We start from the raw sequence: 17,144 nt of genomic DNA, 5'->3' as shown, positions 1-17,144 counted from the left end.
CGACGGCCTCAGCCGACCAGGACGACCTCCAGCGTGCGCGGACCGTGCACCCCTTCGACCCGGTCCAGCTCGATGTCGCTGGTCGCCGACGGGCCGGAGATCCACGTCAACGGGCGGGCCGGATCGAGGCGTTCGAGGGCCTGCGGGACGGAGGAGACGACCTGTTCGGGGACCCGTACGACACAGATGTGGTGGTCGGGGACGAGGGTGATCCGGCGACGGCCCTGGTCGGCCGAGCCGTCCAGGACGATGGTGCCGGTCTCGGCGACGGCCACCGCGCAGGCCGTGACCACACTGTCGATCCGGTCCAGTTCGTGCGGGGTGCTCTCGGCCCGGTCCGGGATCCGCTCGGCGTCGGTCGCCGAGAGCCACTCGGGCTCCAGCCCCGGCGGCACGAGCACCGTCTTCGCACCTCGCGCGGCGAGCATCCCGGCGATCGTCGCCGCGAGATCGGCGGCCGTGCAGCGGTGCACGATCGCCCGGTAGTCCGCCAGGTTCTCGGCCAGCAGATCGACCGTCTCCGCGACACTGCGCTCCCCGTGCTCGCGCAGATAGTCACGCGGAACGGCCTGCTCGTACTGGGGGTCCCTCCCAGGCCCTTCAGGCACTGGGGGAGTGTCGTCCTGTCGTACGTCCGCCAGCGCGCGCCGCACCCGGCCCAGGATCCGTTCCCTGCTGCTCACTTGGCGCCGTCCTTTCCACCGTTCGTCCGCTGCCACCAGTCCCGGAAGGGCTCCGCGGGCACCGCCGGCAGATCCCGGCTGTCGCTCCACGCCTTGCCCGGGCCCGGCAGCGACCGCGGATGCAGGCGGCGGGTGCGCGAGGCGAGGCGCTGACCGGCGCGTAGGGCACCCGGGTGGCTGAACGCCCAGCGCGCCGCCCGCATCGCGGCCCGCTCGGCGGCATGCCCCTTCGCGGGCTTCAGCACCACCTTGTTGCCCTGTGCGGTGACCTGGCCGCCCTCCACGACCCGTTCCCGCAGATGCACCAGCACCTCGGGGATGTCGATGGCGACCGGGCACACGTCGTAGCAGGCGCCGCACAGCGTCGACGCATACGGCAGCGAGGCATCGATCTCGCTTGTCACGCCCCTCAGTTGAGGGCTGAGGATGGCGCCGATCGGGCCCGGGTAGACCGAGCCGTAAGCATGCCCGCCGGCCCGCTCGTACACCGGGCAGACGTTGAGGCACGCCGAGCAGCGGATGCACCGCAGGGCCTGGCGGCCGACCTCGTCGGCGAGGGTGTCGGTGCGGCCGTTGTCGAGCAGGACGAGGTGGAAGTTCCGCGGTCCGTCAGCCGTCTCGGAGTCCGTCGTACCCGTCCATGTCGACGTGTACGGGTTCATGCGCTCGGCGGTGGAGGAGCGGGGGAGTGTCTGCAGGAACACTTCCAGGTCCCGCCACGTGGGCACGATCTTCTCGATGCCGACGACCGAGATCAGCGTCTCGGGGAGGGTGAGACACATCCGGCCGTTGCCCTCGGACTCCACGACCACGAGCGTGCCGGTCTCGGCGACCATGAAGTTGGCGCCGGAGATGCCGACCTTGGCCCGCAGGAACTTCTCGCGCAGGTGCAGCCGGGCCGCCTCGGCGAGTTCGGCGGGTGTGTCGGTCAGGCCTTCCGGGGCCGGGCGGCCCCACTCGCTCATCTCCTTGCGGAAGATGTCGCGGATCTCGCCCCGGTTGCGGTGGATCGCCGGGACGAGGATGTGCGAGGGCCGGTCCTTGCCCAACTGCACGATCAGCTCGGCGAGATCGGTCTCGTAGGCGCGGATGCCCTCCGCCTCCAGGGCTTCGTTCAGCCCGATCTCCTGCGTGGCCATCGACTTGACCTTGACGACCTCCGACTCACCGGTCGCCTTGACGAGGTCGGCCACGATCCGGTTGGCCTCGTCGGCGTCGGCGGCCCAGTGGACCGTACCGCCCGCCGCCGTGACCGACTCCTCCAACTGCACGAGATAGCGGTCGAGATGACGCAGCGTATGGTCCTTGATCCGCTTCCCGGCCTCCCGCAGCGCCGCCCAGTCGGACACCTCCGCGACGGCGTTCGCCCGCTTGGCGCGGATGGTGTGCGTGGCGTGCCGCAGGTTGCCGCGCAGGGTCTGGTCGTGCACGGCCTCGTGCGCGGCCTTCGGAAAGGCCGGCATCCCCACGAATGTCCCGCTCATACGGCCGGTTCCTCCTCCGTGCTCGCCAGGATCTCCGCGATGTGCACCGGCCGCATGCCCGTGCGCAGCCGGGCCATGGTCCCGCCGATGTGCATCAGACAGGAGTTGTCGGCCGCGCACAGCACCTCGGCGCCCGTCGACTCGGCGTTGCGGACCTTGTCCGCGCCCATCGCCGCCGAGACATCGGAGTTCTTCAGCGCGAAGGTGCCCCCGAACCCACAACACTCCTCGGCGCCCGGCAGCTCCACCAACTCCAGTCCCTTGACGGCCTGGAGCAGCCGCCGGGGCCGGTCGCCGAGTCCCAGTCCGCGCAGCCCGTGGCAGGTCGGGTGATAGGTCACCTTGTGCGGGTAGTACGCCCCGACGTCCGTCACCCCCAGCACATCCACCAGGAACTCCGTCAGCTCGTACGTCTTCGGCACCACGGGCGCCAGCGTCGCGGAGAGGGTGTCTCCGCGCCCCTCGGCCCGGGCCCGCTCACCCATCCGCGGATACAGCTCCCGCACCATCGCCCCGCACGACCCGGACGGGGTGACGATCGCCTCGTACTCGCCGAAGACATCGGAGAAATGCCGGGCCAGCGGCTCGGCCTCGTGCCGGTATCCGGTGTTGTAGTGGGCCTGCCCGCAACAGGTCTGGGCCATCGGGAAGTCGACCTCGACGCCCAGTCTGGTCAGCAGTTTCACCACGGCGCGCCCGGTGTCCGGATAGAGCGTGTCGTTGACACAGGTCAGGAACAGGGCGACACGCATCGCGGCTCCTTGTGATCGATCATCGGATGAGTGCAGGGTAATGCGGCAGCGCGGCCCGGGGGAGACCCCGCTCACCGTCGGGTGAGGTTCACCCTCGGGTGAGCCGGGCCTCCGCCTCGCTCCAGCGCGCCGCGTCCCCCCGCGGCTCGTACCGGGTCAACGGCTGCGTACGGGTGAGCAGTCGCCGCCCGTCCGCCAGGTCGCCGACCAGCCCGTGGGCCCGGGCCTGGACGAGGACGTTCCCGAGGGCGGCCGCCTCGGTCGGGCCGGCCACGACCGGCAGCCCGCAGGCGTCGGCGGTCAGCTGGCACAGCAGCGCGTTGCGCGTGCCGCCCCCGACGACATGCACGACGTCCACCGGATGGTCGGCCAGCCGCTGCGCCTCGGCGATCGCCCTGCGGTGGGCGAGGGCGAGCGAGTCGAGGATGCAGCGCGTGATCTCGGCGGGCGAGGCGGGCACCGGCTGCCCCGAGGCACGGCACGCCTCGGCGATCCGCTCCGGCATCCGCCCCGGCGCCAGGAACGCCGCGTCCCCCGCGTCCACGACCGACCGCAGCGCCGGCACCTTGGACGCGTCGAGCAGCAGCTCGCCCAGCTCAGGGTCCCCCCATGCCCGTACGCACTCCTGGAGCAGCCACAGCCCCATGATGTTCCGCAGATACCGGACCGTGCCGTCCAGCCCCAGCTCATTGGTGAAGTTGGCGGCCCGGCTCTCCTCGGTGAGCACGGGGGCGCCCAGCTCGAGCCCCGCCAACGACCAGGTGCCGGTGCAGATGTACGCGAACCGCTCGCCCTCGGCCGGGACGGCGGCCACGGCGGACGCGGTGTCGTGCGACCCGACCGCCGTCACCGGCACCGGACCGGCGAGCCCGGTCTCCTCCAGTACCTCGCCACGCAGCACCCCCGCGGGATCGCCGGGCTGCCTGAGCGGCGCGAACAGGCTCAGGTCGATGCCGAGCCGGGAGGCGATGTCGTACGACCAGTCGCGTGTGCGGGGGTCGATCAGCTGGGTGGTGGAGGCGTTGGTGAGCTCGGTGCCCTGCCGGCCCGTGAGCCAGTAGGTCAGGAGGTCGGGGATGAGCAACAGCCGCTCGGCGTACGGCAGTTGAGCCGAGGTCCGAGCCGCCGCCAGCTGGTACAGGGTGTTGAAGGGCGCGTACTGCAACCCGGTCGCGGCGTACAACTCATCCGCCGGGACGGTCGCCCACACCTTCTCCGCGACCCCCTCCGTGCGGGAGTCGCGGTAGTGCACGGGATTGCCGAGCAGCGCCCCGTCGGCGTCCAGCAGCCCGTAGTCCACGGCCCAGCTGTCGATGCCGACGGAGTCGAGTCGTCCACCGCTGTGGGCACCGGCCGCCCGCAGCCCCTCCAGCACCCCCGCGTACAGAGCGAGGACATCCCAGCGCAGCCCCTCGGGGACCCGCACGGGCCGGTTCGGGAAGCGGTGCGCCTCGGTCAGCTCCAGGCTGTCGGGGCCGACGCGGCCGACCATGACACGCCCACTGGACGCGCCCAGGTCGACCGCGGCGTACGACTTCACGGCCGCGCTCACCGCAGGAAGGCGGCCGCGACGCCGGCGTCGACCGGGATGTGCAGCCCGGTGGTGTGGGTCAGGTCCCCGCCGGTGAGAGCGAAGACGGCGTTCGCGACATGGTCGGGGAGCACCTCGCGCTTGAGGATGGTCCGCTGGGCGTAGAACTCGCCCAGCTTCTCCTCCTCGACCCCGTAGACGGCGGCCCGCTTGGCCCCCCAGCCACCGGCGAAGATGCCCGACCCGCGCACGACACCGTCCGGGTTGATCCCGTTGACGCGGATGCCGTGCTCACCCAACTCGGCGGCGAGCAGCCGTACCTGATGGGCCTGGTCGGCCTTGGTGGCGGAGTAGGCGATGTTGTTGGGCCCGGCGAAGACGGCGTTCTTGGAGGCGATGTAGACGATGTCGCCGCCCAGCTCCTGAGCGATCATCACGCGCGCCGCCTCCCTCGACACGAGGAAGGAACCGCGCGCCATGATGTCGTGCTGGAGGTCCCAGTCCTTGGCCGAGGTCTCCAGCAGCGGCTTGGAGATGGAGATACCGGCGTTGTTGACCACCAGATCGACCCCGCCGAAGGCCAGCACGGCCGCCTTGAAGGCCTCGGCGATCTGCTCCTCGGACGTGACGTCGACCGTCACCGCGACGGCCTTGTCGGACCCGCCGAGCTCCTCGGCGACGGCCTGGGCGTTCTCGGCGTTCAGATCGGCGACGACCACACACGCACCCTCGGCGACGAGCCGCTGCGCGATGGCCTTCCCGATTCCACTGCCCGCGCCCGTCACCAGCGCGACCCGCGTCGCGAGCGGCTTGGGCTTCGGCATCCGCTGAAGCTTGGCCTCCTCGAGCGCCCAGTACTCGATACGGAACTTCTCGGACTCCTCGATGGGCGCGTACGTGGAGACAGCCTCCGCACCCCGCATCACATTGATGGCGTTGACATAGAACTCGCCGGCCACCCGGGCGGTCTGCTTGTCCTTGCCGAAGCTGAACATGCCGACCCCGGGGATCAGCACGATCGCCGGGTCGGCGCCGCGCATGGCGGGGGAGTCGGGCAGGGCGTGCCGCCGGTAGTAGGCGGCGTACTCCTCGCGGTACTCGGCGTGCAGCTCCTTGAGCCGGGCGACGGCCTCGTCGAGGTCGGCGGTGGGCGGCAGGTCCAGGACCAGCGGCCGGACCTTGGTCCGCAGGAAGTGGTCCGGGCACGAGGTGCCCAGGGCCGCGAGCCGCGGGTGCTCGGCGCTCGCGAGGAAGTCGAGGACGACCTCGGAGTCGGTGAAGTGACCGACCTGCGGCCGGTCCTGGGAGGCGATGCTGCGGATGACCGGCGCCAGCGCCGCGGCCCGCTCCCGCCGCTCGACCGCGCCGAGCGCCGCGTACCCCTCGATCACCGGCCCGAAGGGCTCCGGCTTCCCGCGCTCGGCGAGAAGCGCCTCGGCGGTGCGGATGATGTGCAGCGAGTTCCGCTCGCACTCCTCGGAGGTGTCACCCCAGGCGGTGATGCCGTGCCCGCCGAGGATGCACCCGATCGCCTGCGGGTTGGCCTCCTTGACCGCGGCGATGTCGAGCCCCAGCTGGAACCCGGGCCGCCGCCACGGCACCCACACCACGGTGTCACCGAAACACTCGGCGGTCAGCTTCTCGCCGTCGGCGGCACAGGCGAGCGCGATGCCGGAGTCGGGATGCAGATGATCGACGTGCGCGGCCTCGACGAGCCCGTGCATGGCGGTGTCGATGGACGGAGCCGCCCCACCCTTCCCATGCAGGCAGTAGTCGAAGGCGGCGACCATCTCGTCCTCACGCTCGACGCCGGGGTAGACGTCGACGAGCGCCCGCATCCGATCCAGCCGCAACACCGCCAGCCCCGCCTCGGTGAGCGTCCCGAGATCACCACCTGACCCCTTGACCCACATCAGCTCGACATCACCCCCGGTGACGGGGTCGGTGTCGGTGCCCTTGGCGGAAGCGTTTCCGCCGGCGTAGTTGGTGTTACGGGGATCGGCGCCGAGCCGACGGGAGCGAGCGAGGAGAGCAGCGGCTTCGGGGTGGGTGGCCATGACTTCCGGTTCCTTACTGAAGAGAGGGTGACTACGTTTCCCTAGGGGCGCGGGGAACTGCGCGACCAGCCACAGACGGCCCGCACCCCGCAACAAACAGATCCCGGCAGACGCTCACGCCCCCCAACCGGCCTGCTGTCCACCAACTCGCTCAGCCACGATCTTCTCGGCCCACCCGGACCGCCGATACGCAGCAATGGGGTCGCCATCGAGCCCCATCTCCCCCCGCACCTCGGCAAGCAACGGCCGCACATCCGTGTTGTACGCATCCATCACCACGGCATTGGCCTCCAGCACGTCACCCGAGGCCTGCGCCTCGGCCAACGCCGACCGGTCGACGAGCAGCGCCTTCGCCGTGGCCTCCTGCACATTCATCACCGACCGGATGATCGCCGGAATCTTCGCCTCGATGTTGTGGCACTGGTCGAGCATGAACGCGACCTCGGGAGAGAACCCACCCCCACGCACGACCTCGTACATGATCCGGAACAGCTGGAACGGATCCGCGGCGCCCACCATCAGGTCGTCATCCGCATAGAAGCGCGAGTTGAAGTCGAACCCCCCGAGCTTCCCCTCCCGCAGCAGCGTCGCGACGATGAACTCGATGTTGGTCCCGGGCGCGTGGTGCCCGGTGTCGACCACGACCTGGGCCTTCTCCCCGAGCTTCAGACAGTGCGCATACGCCGTCCCCCAGTCCGGCACGTCCGTCGTGTAGAACGCCGGCTCGAAGAACTTGTACTCCAGCAGCATCCGCTGCTCCTCGCCCAGCCGCTCGTACACCTCGGCCAGGCCCTCGGCGAGCCGGTCCTGCCGCGCCCGGATGTCGTCCTGCCCGGGGTAATTCGTGCCGTCGGCGAACCACAGCTTCAGATCCCGCGACCCGGTCGCGTCCATGATGTCGACGCACTCCAGCAGATGGTCGACGGCCTTGCGCCGCACCACCGCGTCCGGATGGCAGATGCTGCCCAGCTTGTAGTCGTCGTCCTGGAAGGTGTTGGAGTTGATCGCGCCCAGCTTCACACCACGCTCTTCGGCGTGCTTGGCCAGCGCCGCGTAGTCCTCGACCTTGTCCCACGGAATGTGCAGGGCAACGGTCGGCGCGACACCCGTGAACGCGTGCACCTGAGCCGCGTCGTCCAGCTTCTCCCACGGCGTACGCGGAACGCCCTGCTGGGCGAACACCTTGAACCGCGTCCCCGAGTTCCCGTACGCCCACGACGGCGTTTCGACTGCCTGGGTCTTGAGTGCGGCCTTCACCGCGGCGAGCTCGGTCACTGAGGGCTCCTGTGACGTCGGGACGGAGGGCGGACGTAAGACATCTGAAACGCTTCGCTGTGAAACGATTCAAGACGGGAACGTATGAGTCGGCCGGGAGGGTGTCAACCCCCACGACCAAGCCTTTTCCTCGTGGCCAGTCCGTGACCTTCGTTCATCGAAACTTTTTCGACACGAACCCATTGACGTGACATGCGCTGCGTGCCTAACGTCCCGGCAACCAAGTTGAAACCTTTCACGACGCCGAGAGGGCCGTCCCGCCGGCGTCGTCGAGGAGCCCCCATGACCCACCCGTCCACCACGGGTCCGGCCCCGGTTCTTGCGCTCAGGGACATCTCCAAGTCCTTCGGCGCGGTCCGCGCCCTGCGGGACGTCTCCCTGGAGCTGTTCCCCGGGGAGGTGCACGCCCTCGCCGGCGAGAACGGCGCGGGCAAGTCGACCCTCATCAAGACGCTCGCCGGCGTACACCGGCCCGACGCGGGCCAGGTGCTGCTCGACGGTGCGCCCGTCGTCTTCCACGGCCCCGGTGACGCCCGCGACGCCGGCATCGCCGTGATCTACCAGGAGCCGACCCTCTTCCCCGACCTGTCGATCGCCGAGAACATCTTCATGGGCCGCCAGCCGCGGCGCGCGCTCGGCCGGATCGACCACAAGGCCACCCACGAGGCGACCCTGGCCCTGATGCAGCGCCTCGGCGTCGAGCTCGACCCCGACCGGCCCGCGCGCGGACTGTCCATCGCCGACCAGCAGATCGTCGAGATCGCCAAGGCGCTCTCCTTCGACGCCCGCGTCCTGATCATGGACGAGCCGACCGCCGCACTCACCGGCAGCGAGGTCGCCCGCCTCTTCGGCGTCGTGCGCACCCTGCGCGAACAGGGCGCCGCCGTCCTGTTCATCTCCCACCGGCTGGAGGAGATCTTCCAGATCTGCCAGCAGGTGACGACTTTGCGCGACGGCGCCTGGATCGCCAGCGAGCCGCTGGACTCGATGACCGAGGACGACCTCGTACGCCGGATGGTCGGCCGTGACCTCGACGAGCTGTACCCCAAGCAGGAAGTGACGCCGGGCGAGGTCGCCCTGAGCGTGCGCCGGCTGACCCGCGAGGGCGTCTTCACCGACGTCTCCTTCGACGTACGACGCGGTGAGATCGTCGGCCTCGCGGGGCTCGTCGGCGCGGGGCGTACCGAAGTCGCGCGAGCCGTCTTCGGCATCGACCGCTGGGACGCCGGCGAGGTCTCCGTCGACGGCAAGGCCCTGATCAACGGCGCCCCGTCCACCGCCATGGCCTCCGGCCTCGCCCTCGTCCCCGAGGACCGGCGCGCCCAGGGCCTGGTGATGGACATGTCCATCGAGCGCAACATCGGCCTGACCGGACTGCGTACGACCGTCAAGGCCGGCCTCATGGACCGCGGCGCCGAACGCAGCCGGTCCCTCGACTGGGCCGTCAAGCTCCAGGTCAAGTACGCCCGGATCGCCGACACGGTCAACACCCTGTCCGGCGGCAACCAGCAGAAGGTCGTCCTCGCCAAGTGGCTGGCCACCGGCCCCAAGGTGCTGATCGTCGACGAGCCCACCCGTGGCATCGACGTCGGCACCAAGGCCGAGGTGCACCGGCTGCTCAGCGAGCTCGCCGCCGACGGCGTGGCCGTTCTGATGATCTCCTCCGACCTGCCCGAGATCCTCGGCATGGCCGACCGCGTGCTCGTGATGCACGAGGGCCGCCTCACCGCCGAGATCCCGCGCTCCGACGCCACCGAGGAAACCGTGATGGCCGCAGCAACCGGGAGGGCCGCCGCATGACGGTGATCACTCCCAAGGAGGCCCCTGTCACCGAGGTACCGAAGTCCAGCGGCACCCGCCTGGTCGACCGCGTCTTCAAGATGCGCGAACTCGCCATCCTGGTCGTCTTCGTGGTGATGATCGTCGTCACCCAGCTGGGCAACAGCCAGTTCCTCACCGAGCAGGGCATCAAGGACCTGCTGCTGAACGCGACGATCCTCGTCCTGGTCGCCACCGGCCAGTCACTGGTGGTGATCACGAGGAACGTCGACCTGTCGGTCGGCTCCACGCTCGGCATCAGCGCCTTCGCCGCCGGTACGTACCTCCAGGGCGGCGGGAACCCGGTCGTCGCCGTGTTCCTGGCGGTCCTGATGGGGATCGGCTTCGGCCTGCTGAACGGCCTGCTCGTCAGCCTCGGCCAGGTGCCCGCACTCGTCGTCACCCTGGGCACGCTCTACATCATCCGCGGCATCGACTCCATCTGGGTCGGCTCCCGCCAGATCACGGCGGCCGACCTCCCGGACGGTTTCGTCGACTTCGGCTCCGGCGGCATCTCCGCGGTGCCGTGGCTGGCGCTGATCGCCGTCGCCGTGCTGGTCGCGACGGCGTACTACCTCAAGCACTTCGGCAGCGGCCGCGAGCTGTACGCGCTGGGCTCCAACCCGGAGGCCGCCCGCCTCGCCGGCATCCCGGTGCGCAAGCGGATCCTCGCCGCGTACACCTTCTGCGGTGCCCTCGCCGGACTCGCGGGTGCGATGTACCTGGCCCGATTCGGCAACGTGGACTCCAGCACGGGCAACGGCTACGAACTCACCGTCGTCAGCGCGGTCGTGGTCGGCGGTGTCGTCTTCACCGGCGGCTCCGGCAGCGTCTACGGCGCGGCGCTCGGCGCGCTGCTGCTGACCTCCATCAACAGCGTGCTGCCCGCCCTCGGCGTCAGCTCCGTCTGGGTCCTCGCCATCAACGGCATCCTGCTCATCCTCGCCATCGCGGTCGACCGGATCGTCGCGCTGCGCGTGGCCACCGCCCTGAAGAAGAGGAACGCCCGCCATGGCTGACTTCTCCCTGAGCCGAGCGATCCGCTGGTCCGCCTTGAAAAGGTGGGATTCAGCCGTCGGCGCTCTTCTGATCGTCGTGCTCCTGCTGTCCTTCGGAACGGTCGACGGTTTCGGGAACGCTCTCAACCTGTCGTTCCTGATCGGAAACACGCTTCCGATCGCAATGATCGCCCTGCCGATGACGCTCCTGGTCGTCTCGGGCGAGATCGATCTCTCGGTCGCCTCCACCGCCGGTCTCTCCGGCGCCGTGATGGGCGCCCTGTGGAACCAGGGCATGACGATCGAGACGATCATCCCGATCTGCCTGGTGCTCGGTGTGGTCTGCGGACTGATCAACGGTCTGCTGGTGACCAAGCTGGGACTGCCGTCCCTCGCCGTCACCATCGGCACCCTCGCCGCCTACCGCGGCATCGCACAGATCGTGCTCGGCTCCGACGCGGTGACCGACTTCCCCACCCAGTACCTGGACTTCGCGGCCGGACGCATCGGCGACACCTTCATCCCGTACGCCTTCCTGCCCTTCCTGGTGCTCCTCGCGATCGCCGTGATCGTCCTGCACGCCACCCCGTTCGGACGGTCGGTGTTCGCGACCGGTGCGAGCGAGGAGGCCGCGAGGTTCGCCGGGATCCGGGTCAAGCGGCAGAAGCTGATCCTGTTCACGGTGACGGGCCTGATGGCCTCCCTCACCGGGATCTTCTGGGCGCTGCACTACGCCAGCGCCCGCTACGACAACGCCACGGGGTTGGAACTCTCCGTTGTTGCCGCCGTGTTGCTGGGCGGTATCGACTTCGACGGCGGCAAGGGCACGTTGGGCGGCGCGATCGCCGGGGTGTTCTTGCTGGGGGCCCTGCAGAACGTCATGAGCCTGCAGGACGTCTCCGCCCAGTCGCAGATCGTCGTCACCGGCGTGCTGCTTGTCCTCTCGGTTCTCGGCCCTCGGGTTGCGCGTCAGATCGCCGTCGCGAGGGCGGGCCGTAGAGCGCAAGCGCTGCGCTAGCAAGGCCGTCTTCAACCTGCCGGCCGTCTGTGGCTGGTCGCGCAGTTCCCCGCGCCCCTAAGGGCGTTCCTCTCACCCTTCGTTAAAAGGAAACCGCCATGCGCAAGTCATCCCTCCGCCGTACCTGCGCGGCCCTCGCCGCCGGAACCTCCCTCGCCCTGGCGCTCACCGCCTGCGGCGGCACCACCAAGGAGGACGTCAAGAGCGAGGGCGCCTCGGCCGCCACCGCCGGCAAGGCCGACCCGAACGCCGAGCTGAAGAAGGGGCTGACCGTCGGCTTCCTGCCCAAGCAGGTCAACAACCCCTACTTCACCTCCGCAGACAAGGGCGGCGAGGCGGCCCTGAAGGAGCTGGGCTCCAGCTACAAGGAGGTCGGCCCGTCCAGCGCCACGGACACCGCCGGGCAGGTGTCGTACGTCAACACGCTCACCCAGCAGCAGGTGGACGCGATGGCCGTGTCTGCGCAGGACCCGGGCGCCCTGTGCACCGCGCTGAAGCAGGCCATGAAGAACGGCATCAAGGTCGTCACCTACGACTCCGACACCACCGCCGACTGCCGCAACGCCTTCGTCTCGCAGGCCTCCGCCGAGGACCTCGGCCGCACCGAGGTGCAGCTGCTCGCCGAGCAGATCGGCTACAAGGGCGAGATCGCGATCCTGTCCGCCGCGCAGACCGCGACGAACCAGAACATCTGGATCGATTTCATGAAGCAGGAGCTCAAGGACCCCAAGTACAAGGACATCAAGCTCGTCAAGGTCGCCTACGGTGACGACGACGCCCAGAAGTCCTTCCAGCAGACCCAGGGCCTGCTCCAGGAGTACCCGAACCTGAAGGGGATCATCTCCCCGACCACCGTCGGCATCAAGGCCGCCGCCCAGTACCTGTCCGGCTCCAAGTACAAGGGCAAGGTCAAGCTGACCGGCCTCGGCACCCCGAACGACATGCGCAAGTACGTCAAGAACGGCACCGTCGACGCCTTCGAGCTGTGGGACCCGGCGAAGCTCGGCGACCTGGCCGCCCGCGCCGCCGTCGCCCTGGTCTCCGGACAGATCACCGGCAAGGAGGGCGAGACCTTCAAGGCCGGCGAGACCACGTACACCATCGGCAAGGACGGCGTGATCAGCCTCGGCAAGCCGACCGTGTTCGACGCGAAGAACATCGACCAGTTCAACTTCTGAGATCCGGAGGGTTGTTGATGCAGCGCGTGTGCTTCCTGCTGAAGGTCAGGGCGGACCGCCTCGACGAGTACCGCGAGCGGCATGCCGCCGTGTGGCCGGAGATGCTCGAAGCGCTCTCGGCCACCGGCTGGCACAACTACTCGCTCTTCCTGCGTGACGACGGACTGCTCGTCGGATACCTGGAGACCGAGGACTTCGCCGCCGCCGTGGCCGGTATGGAAGCCACCGATGTCAACGCCCGCTGGCAGGCGGAGATGGCGCCGTTCTTCGAGTCGTTGGACGGCGCCCGGCCCGACGAGGCCATGAAACCGCTCACGGAAGTGTTCCACCTCGCCTGACCCCTGAATGTCCCTCTTCCCCGCACCTCGCCGACAACGGAGTCCCCCGAGATGAAGAGACGTACGCTGCTGGGCGCCGCCCTCGCTGGAGCCGTCATGACCCCCGCCCTCGCGTCCGGAACCGCCCGTGCCGCCGACCCCGGCCCGTCCCTCACCCTGACCGGCACCACCACACTCGACACGCAGGCCATCTTCTTCGTGTCGTACGACGGCCTGGTCAACAACAACTCGTTCCAGAAGAACGGCCTGCTGACCTACAAGGGCTACCAGTACGCCGTCTGGTACACGGCCGACCGCAACGCCGTCGTCGGCCGCCGCGTGCTCGGCTCCAGCACCTGGTCCACGGTCAAGGTCGGGCACACGCTCCGCTACAACGACTCCCACAACGTCATCTCCATGGGCGTGTCCAAGGTCGACGGCCGCCTGCACCTCAACATGGACTCGCACAGCGACGGCTTCACCTACGTCAAGTCGGTCGCGGGGCTGATGGACAACCCCGCCGGCCTGAGCTGGACCGCGAGCCGCTTCGGCGCCCCGCAATCCACCCTCGACGGCCTCGCGCTCACCTCGCAGTTCACCTACCCGCAGTTCATCTCCACCCCCGACGGCAAGCTGCAGCTCAGCTACCGGGTCGCCATCTCCGGCAACGGCCGCAACGCCCTCGCCGAGTACGACGGTTCGACCTGGACCAACCTGGGCGAGTGGAGCAGCTCCACCGGGACGTACACCAGCGAGCACGGCTCGTCGACCGCTCGCAACATGTACCTGCACGGCATCGACTACGACAAGAACGGCCGGCTGCACTCCTTCTTCACCTGGCGCGAGCAGAACGGCGCCGTGATGTGCAACGGCGGCGGCATCGCCAACCACGACACCGGCTACGTCTACTCCGACGACCGCGGCCGCACCTGGCGCAACAACGCCGGCACCGTCGTCGGCACCACCGGCGGCTCCGACAAGGTCGCCGTCACCGACAGCGGCCTGGTGATCGACGCGCTCAACCCGGACCACTCCCTGATGAACCAGGAGAGCCAGTTCACCGACTCCGCGGGCCTGCCGCACGCGATCATCAGCTACGTGCCGGGCCGCTTCGGCCAGTGCACCACGAACTACGTCGCCGACCGCACCGCCAGCGGCCGCGCCTTCCACGTCCGCAAGAACTCCTCCGGCACCTGGCAGAAGACCGAGATACCGGTCCCGCTGAACTCCAGCCAGCGCACCAAGCTGATCCTGGACAAGTACGACAACGCCTACGCGATCTTCCCGTTCTGCCGGATCGCCGGGGCCTCCAAGGCCTCCGGTTACACGGACTGGTCGGTCCTGTACGACGGTGTCACGGCCGGGCTGAACGCCTTCGGCGAGGTCGTCATCGACGAGACGCGTATCGCCCAGGACAACTTCCTGTCGATCATGTACCAGGAGAAGTCCAGCGGTACGACGCCCTCGGCGCTGCGCAACCTGAACTTCCGCCTGCCCGCCTGACCACAGCTGTTGTGGGCGGCTTGACGGTAATGTGCCTTCCCGCCGCCCCACGTCTTGTCGAGTCCCTCTGGAGGTCCCTGCCCGATGTCCCAGTCGGTGGGTATCAAGGACGTCGCCCGCGCCGCCGGAGTCTCCGTCGGCACGGTCTCGAACGTCATCAACCGTCCGGACACGGTCGCGACCGAGACCCGGGCGCGGGTGCAGTCCGCCATAGACCGGCTGGGCTATGTCCGCAGCGAGTCCGCGCGCCAGCTGCGCGCGGGCCGCAGCCGGATCATGGGGCTGCTCGTCCTCGACATGGGCAACCCCTTCTTCGTCGACGTGGCGCGCGGCGCCGAGCGGGCCGCGCGCGACGCCGGGCTAGGCGTGATGGTCTGCAACAGCGCACAGAGCGCGAGCGAGGAGGCCGACTACCTGTCGCTCTTCGCCGAACAGCGGGTGCGCGGTGTCCTGCTGACCCCCGCCGACGCCACCGGCCGCAACATCGAGACGTTCCGGCGGCACAACATCCCCTTCGTCCTCGTCGACCGGGTCGCCGAGGGCACCACCGAGTGCTCGGTCTCCGTCGACGACGTCGCGGGCGGCGCCCTCGCCGTGCGCCATCTCGTCGACGCCGGGCACCGCTCCATCGCGTACGTCAGCGGCCCGCCCGGCCTCAACCAGGTCCGCGACCGCCGCACCGGCGCCCTGCACGCGCTTCAGGAGGCCGGCCTCGGCCCCGAGCACCTGCGCGAACTGCCCACCGAGCGGCTCGACGTCGCCGCGGGCCGGGACGCCGGGGCCCGCCTGCTCGGCCTCGCCGAGCGCCCGACCGCCGTCTTCTGCGCCAACGACCTGCTCGCCCTCGGCGTGCTCCAGGCCATGTACGCCGCGGGCGTCGGAGTCCCCGACGACCTCGCGATCGTCGGCTACGACGACATCGAGTTCGCGGCCGCCGCGGCCGTACCTCTGACCTCCGTACGGCAGCCCGCGGTCACCATGGGCACCCTCGCGGCGGAGATGCTGCTGGAGGAGACGGAGGAGGAGACCGCGACGAGGAAGCACGAGCACCGGCGGGTGGTCCTCCAGCCGGAGCTGGTGGTCCGGCGCTCCAGCCTCTCGGCCCGCTGATCTCCCGGTCCCGCTGATCCGCCGTTCAGTACGATTTCATGATCCCGGGGCTCGGTCGGCGGACGAACATGTGCTGAACTGGGACGCGGCCCGAAAACCCTCCGTCCCGGGAGCCCTGTTGACCGTCAGCTACCGCCAGCCCGGCGTCGTCCTCACCGACCGCCACTTCACCGTGCCCCTCGACCACGACGCACCGACGGGCGAGACGATCGAGCTCTACGCCCGTGAGGTCGTCGCCGGCGACAAGGCGCACCAGGACCTGCCCTGGCTGGTCTACCTCCAGGGCGGCCCCGGCTTCGGCGCGAACCGCTTCGTCGGCAAGGGCGCCTGGCTCGGCCGCGCGCTGAAGGAGTACCGCGTCCTGCTCCTCGACCAGCGCGGCACCGGCCACTCCACGCCCGCCAACCGCCAGACGCTCCCGCTGCGCGGCGGCCCCGCCGAACAGGCCGACTACCTCACGCACTTCCGCGCCGACTCGATCGTCCGCGACTGCGAGGTGATCCGCCGTGAGGTGACCGGCGGCGCCCCCTGGACCGTCCTCGGCCAGAGCTTCGGCGGCTTCTGCACGGTCAACTACCTCTCCACCGCCCCCGAGGGCCTGACCGCCGCCGTCATCACCGGCGGCCTGCCCTCCCTCGACGCGCACGCCGACGACGTCTACCGCGCCGCCTACCCCCGCATCGAGCGCAAGGTCGGCGCGCACTACGCCCGCTACCCCCAGGACATCGAGCGCGCCCGCCGTATCGCCGACCACCTGCTCGGAGACGACGTCGTCCTGCCGAACGGCTACCGCCTCACCGCCGAGGCCTTCCAGTCCCTCGGCATCGTCCTCGGCGGCAGCGAGGGCAGCCACCGACTGCACTACCTCCTGGAGAACGCCTTCGTCCGCACCCCGCAGGGCCCGGCCCTCTCGGACGCCTTCCAGGAGGAGGTCCAGGGCCTGCTGTCGTACGCGAGCCACCCGCTGTACGCCCTCGTCCACGAGGCGATCTACGGCCAGGACGCCCGCCCCACCGCCTGGTCCGCCGAGCGAGTCCGCGCCGAGTTCCCGCAGTTCGACGCCGCCAAGACCCTCGCGGGCGACGGACCGCTGCTGTTCACCGGCGAGACGATCCACCCCTGGATGTTCGACTGCGACCCGGCCCTGCGCCCACTGCGCGAGACCGCCGAACTCCTCGCCGCCCGCACCGACTGGAAGCCCCTGTACGACCCGGCGCTCCTCGCCGCCAACGAGGTGCCGGTCGCGGCGGCCGTCTACTACGACGACATGTACGTCGACACCGTCCACTCCCTCGCCACCGCCCGCGCCGTCCGAGGTCTGCGCACCTGGGTCACCGACGAGTTCGAGCACGACGGCGTACGGGCCGGCGGCCCCCGGGTCCTGGACCGGCTGCTCGCACTCACACGTGACGAAGCGTGA

The 17,144-nt window shown here is 69.8% G+C and carries 14 protein-coding genes; 8 read left to right on the top strand and 6 right to left on the bottom strand.

The window, feature by feature from the left end:
- Window positions 1-8: 8 nt before the first annotated feature.
- The 6 genes from EHO50_RS37670 to rhaI form a co-directional block, all read right to left on the bottom strand.
- The gene (locus EHO50_RS37670) at window positions 9-683 is read right to left on the bottom strand and encodes a LutC/YkgG family protein (RefSeq protein ID WP_128435960.1); all 675 of its coding nucleotides are present in this window, start codon (window positions 681-683) and stop codon (window positions 9-11) included.
- Window positions 680-2,167, bottom strand: a complete 1,488-nt coding sequence (locus tag EHO50_RS37665) for a LutB/LldF family L-lactate oxidation iron-sulfur protein (RefSeq protein ID WP_128435957.1) — start codon at window positions 2,165-2,167, stop codon at window positions 680-682. Before EHO50_RS37665 ends, EHO50_RS37670 begins: the two co-directional genes overlap by 4 nt.
- Entirely contained in the window at window positions 2,164-2,919 is a 756-nt protein-coding gene (locus EHO50_RS37660; protein WP_128435955.1) for a (Fe-S)-binding protein, read from the bottom strand. Before EHO50_RS37660 ends, EHO50_RS37665 begins: the two co-directional genes overlap by 4 nt.
- Before the next feature lie 88 nt (window positions 2,920-3,007).
- A complete protein-coding gene (locus tag EHO50_RS37655; RefSeq protein ID WP_128436157.1) occupies window positions 3,008-4,459 on the bottom strand; it encodes a rhamnulokinase in 1,452 nt (483 codons plus the stop codon).
- Window positions 4,460-4,467: 8 nt separating this feature from the next.
- Window positions 4,468-6,507 (bottom strand): bifunctional aldolase/short-chain dehydrogenase, encoded by a 2,040-nt coding sequence (locus tag EHO50_RS37650; protein ID WP_128435951.1) that lies wholly within the window; start codon window positions 6,505-6,507, stop codon window positions 4,468-4,470.
- Window positions 6,508-6,621: 114 nt separating this feature from the next.
- Window positions 6,622-7,782 carry an L-rhamnose isomerase gene (rhaI, locus tag EHO50_RS37645; RefSeq protein WP_128435949.1) on the bottom strand — a complete coding sequence of 387 codons (1,161 nt, stop codon included), beginning with the start codon at window positions 7,780-7,782 and terminating at the stop codon, window positions 6,622-6,624.
- Between the two features lie 282 nt (window positions 7,783-8,064).
- Between rhaI and EHO50_RS37640 the strand changes: the two genes are divergently transcribed.
- From EHO50_RS37640 to EHO50_RS37605, 8 genes are all read left to right on the top strand, one after another.
- Complete coding sequence (locus EHO50_RS37640; RefSeq protein WP_128435946.1) at window positions 8,065-9,582, top strand: sugar ABC transporter ATP-binding protein; 1,518 nt, start codon at window positions 8,065-8,067, stop codon at window positions 9,580-9,582.
- A complete protein-coding gene (locus EHO50_RS37635) occupies window positions 9,579-10,619 on the top strand; it encodes an ABC transporter permease (protein WP_128435943.1) in 1,041 nt (346 codons plus the stop codon). The genes EHO50_RS37640 and EHO50_RS37635 overlap by 4 nt, the downstream gene beginning before the upstream one ends.
- Complete coding sequence (locus EHO50_RS37630; protein ID WP_128435940.1) at window positions 10,612-11,616, top strand: ABC transporter permease; 1,005 nt, start codon at window positions 10,612-10,614, stop codon at window positions 11,614-11,616. The genes EHO50_RS37635 and EHO50_RS37630 overlap by 8 nt, the downstream gene beginning before the upstream one ends.
- 98 nt (window positions 11,617-11,714) lie before the next feature.
- Window positions 11,715-12,794: a rhamnose ABC transporter substrate-binding protein gene (gene rhaS / locus EHO50_RS37625; protein ID WP_128435937.1), complete on the top strand. Its 1,080-nt coding sequence runs from the start codon at window positions 11,715-11,717 to the stop codon at window positions 12,792-12,794.
- 17 nt (window positions 12,795-12,811) lie between these two features.
- Entirely contained in the window at window positions 12,812-13,132 is a 321-nt protein-coding gene (locus EHO50_RS37620; RefSeq protein ID WP_128435934.1) for an L-rhamnose mutarotase, read from the top strand.
- Window positions 13,133-13,183: 51 nt separating this feature from the next.
- On the top strand, window positions 13,184-14,614 hold the full coding sequence (locus EHO50_RS37615; protein ID WP_128435931.1) for a BNR repeat-containing protein: 1,431 nt from the start codon (window positions 13,184-13,186) through the stop codon (window positions 14,612-14,614).
- Between the two features lie 84 nt (window positions 14,615-14,698).
- The gene (locus EHO50_RS37610) at window positions 14,699-15,724 is read left to right on the top strand and encodes a LacI family DNA-binding transcriptional regulator (RefSeq protein ID WP_128435928.1); all 1,026 of its coding nucleotides are present in this window, start codon (window positions 14,699-14,701) and stop codon (window positions 15,722-15,724) included.
- Window positions 15,725-15,842: 118 nt separating this feature from the next.
- Complete coding sequence (locus EHO50_RS37605) at window positions 15,843-17,144, top strand: alpha/beta fold hydrolase (RefSeq protein ID WP_128435925.1); 1,302 nt, start codon at window positions 15,843-15,845, stop codon at window positions 17,142-17,144.

The organism is Streptomyces cyaneus, from assembly GCF_004028635.1.
Classification (GTDB): domain Bacteria; phylum Actinomycetota; class Actinomycetes; order Streptomycetales; family Streptomycetaceae; genus Streptomyces; species Streptomyces cyaneus.
This window is presented reverse-complemented; position numbering and strand designations above follow the sequence as displayed.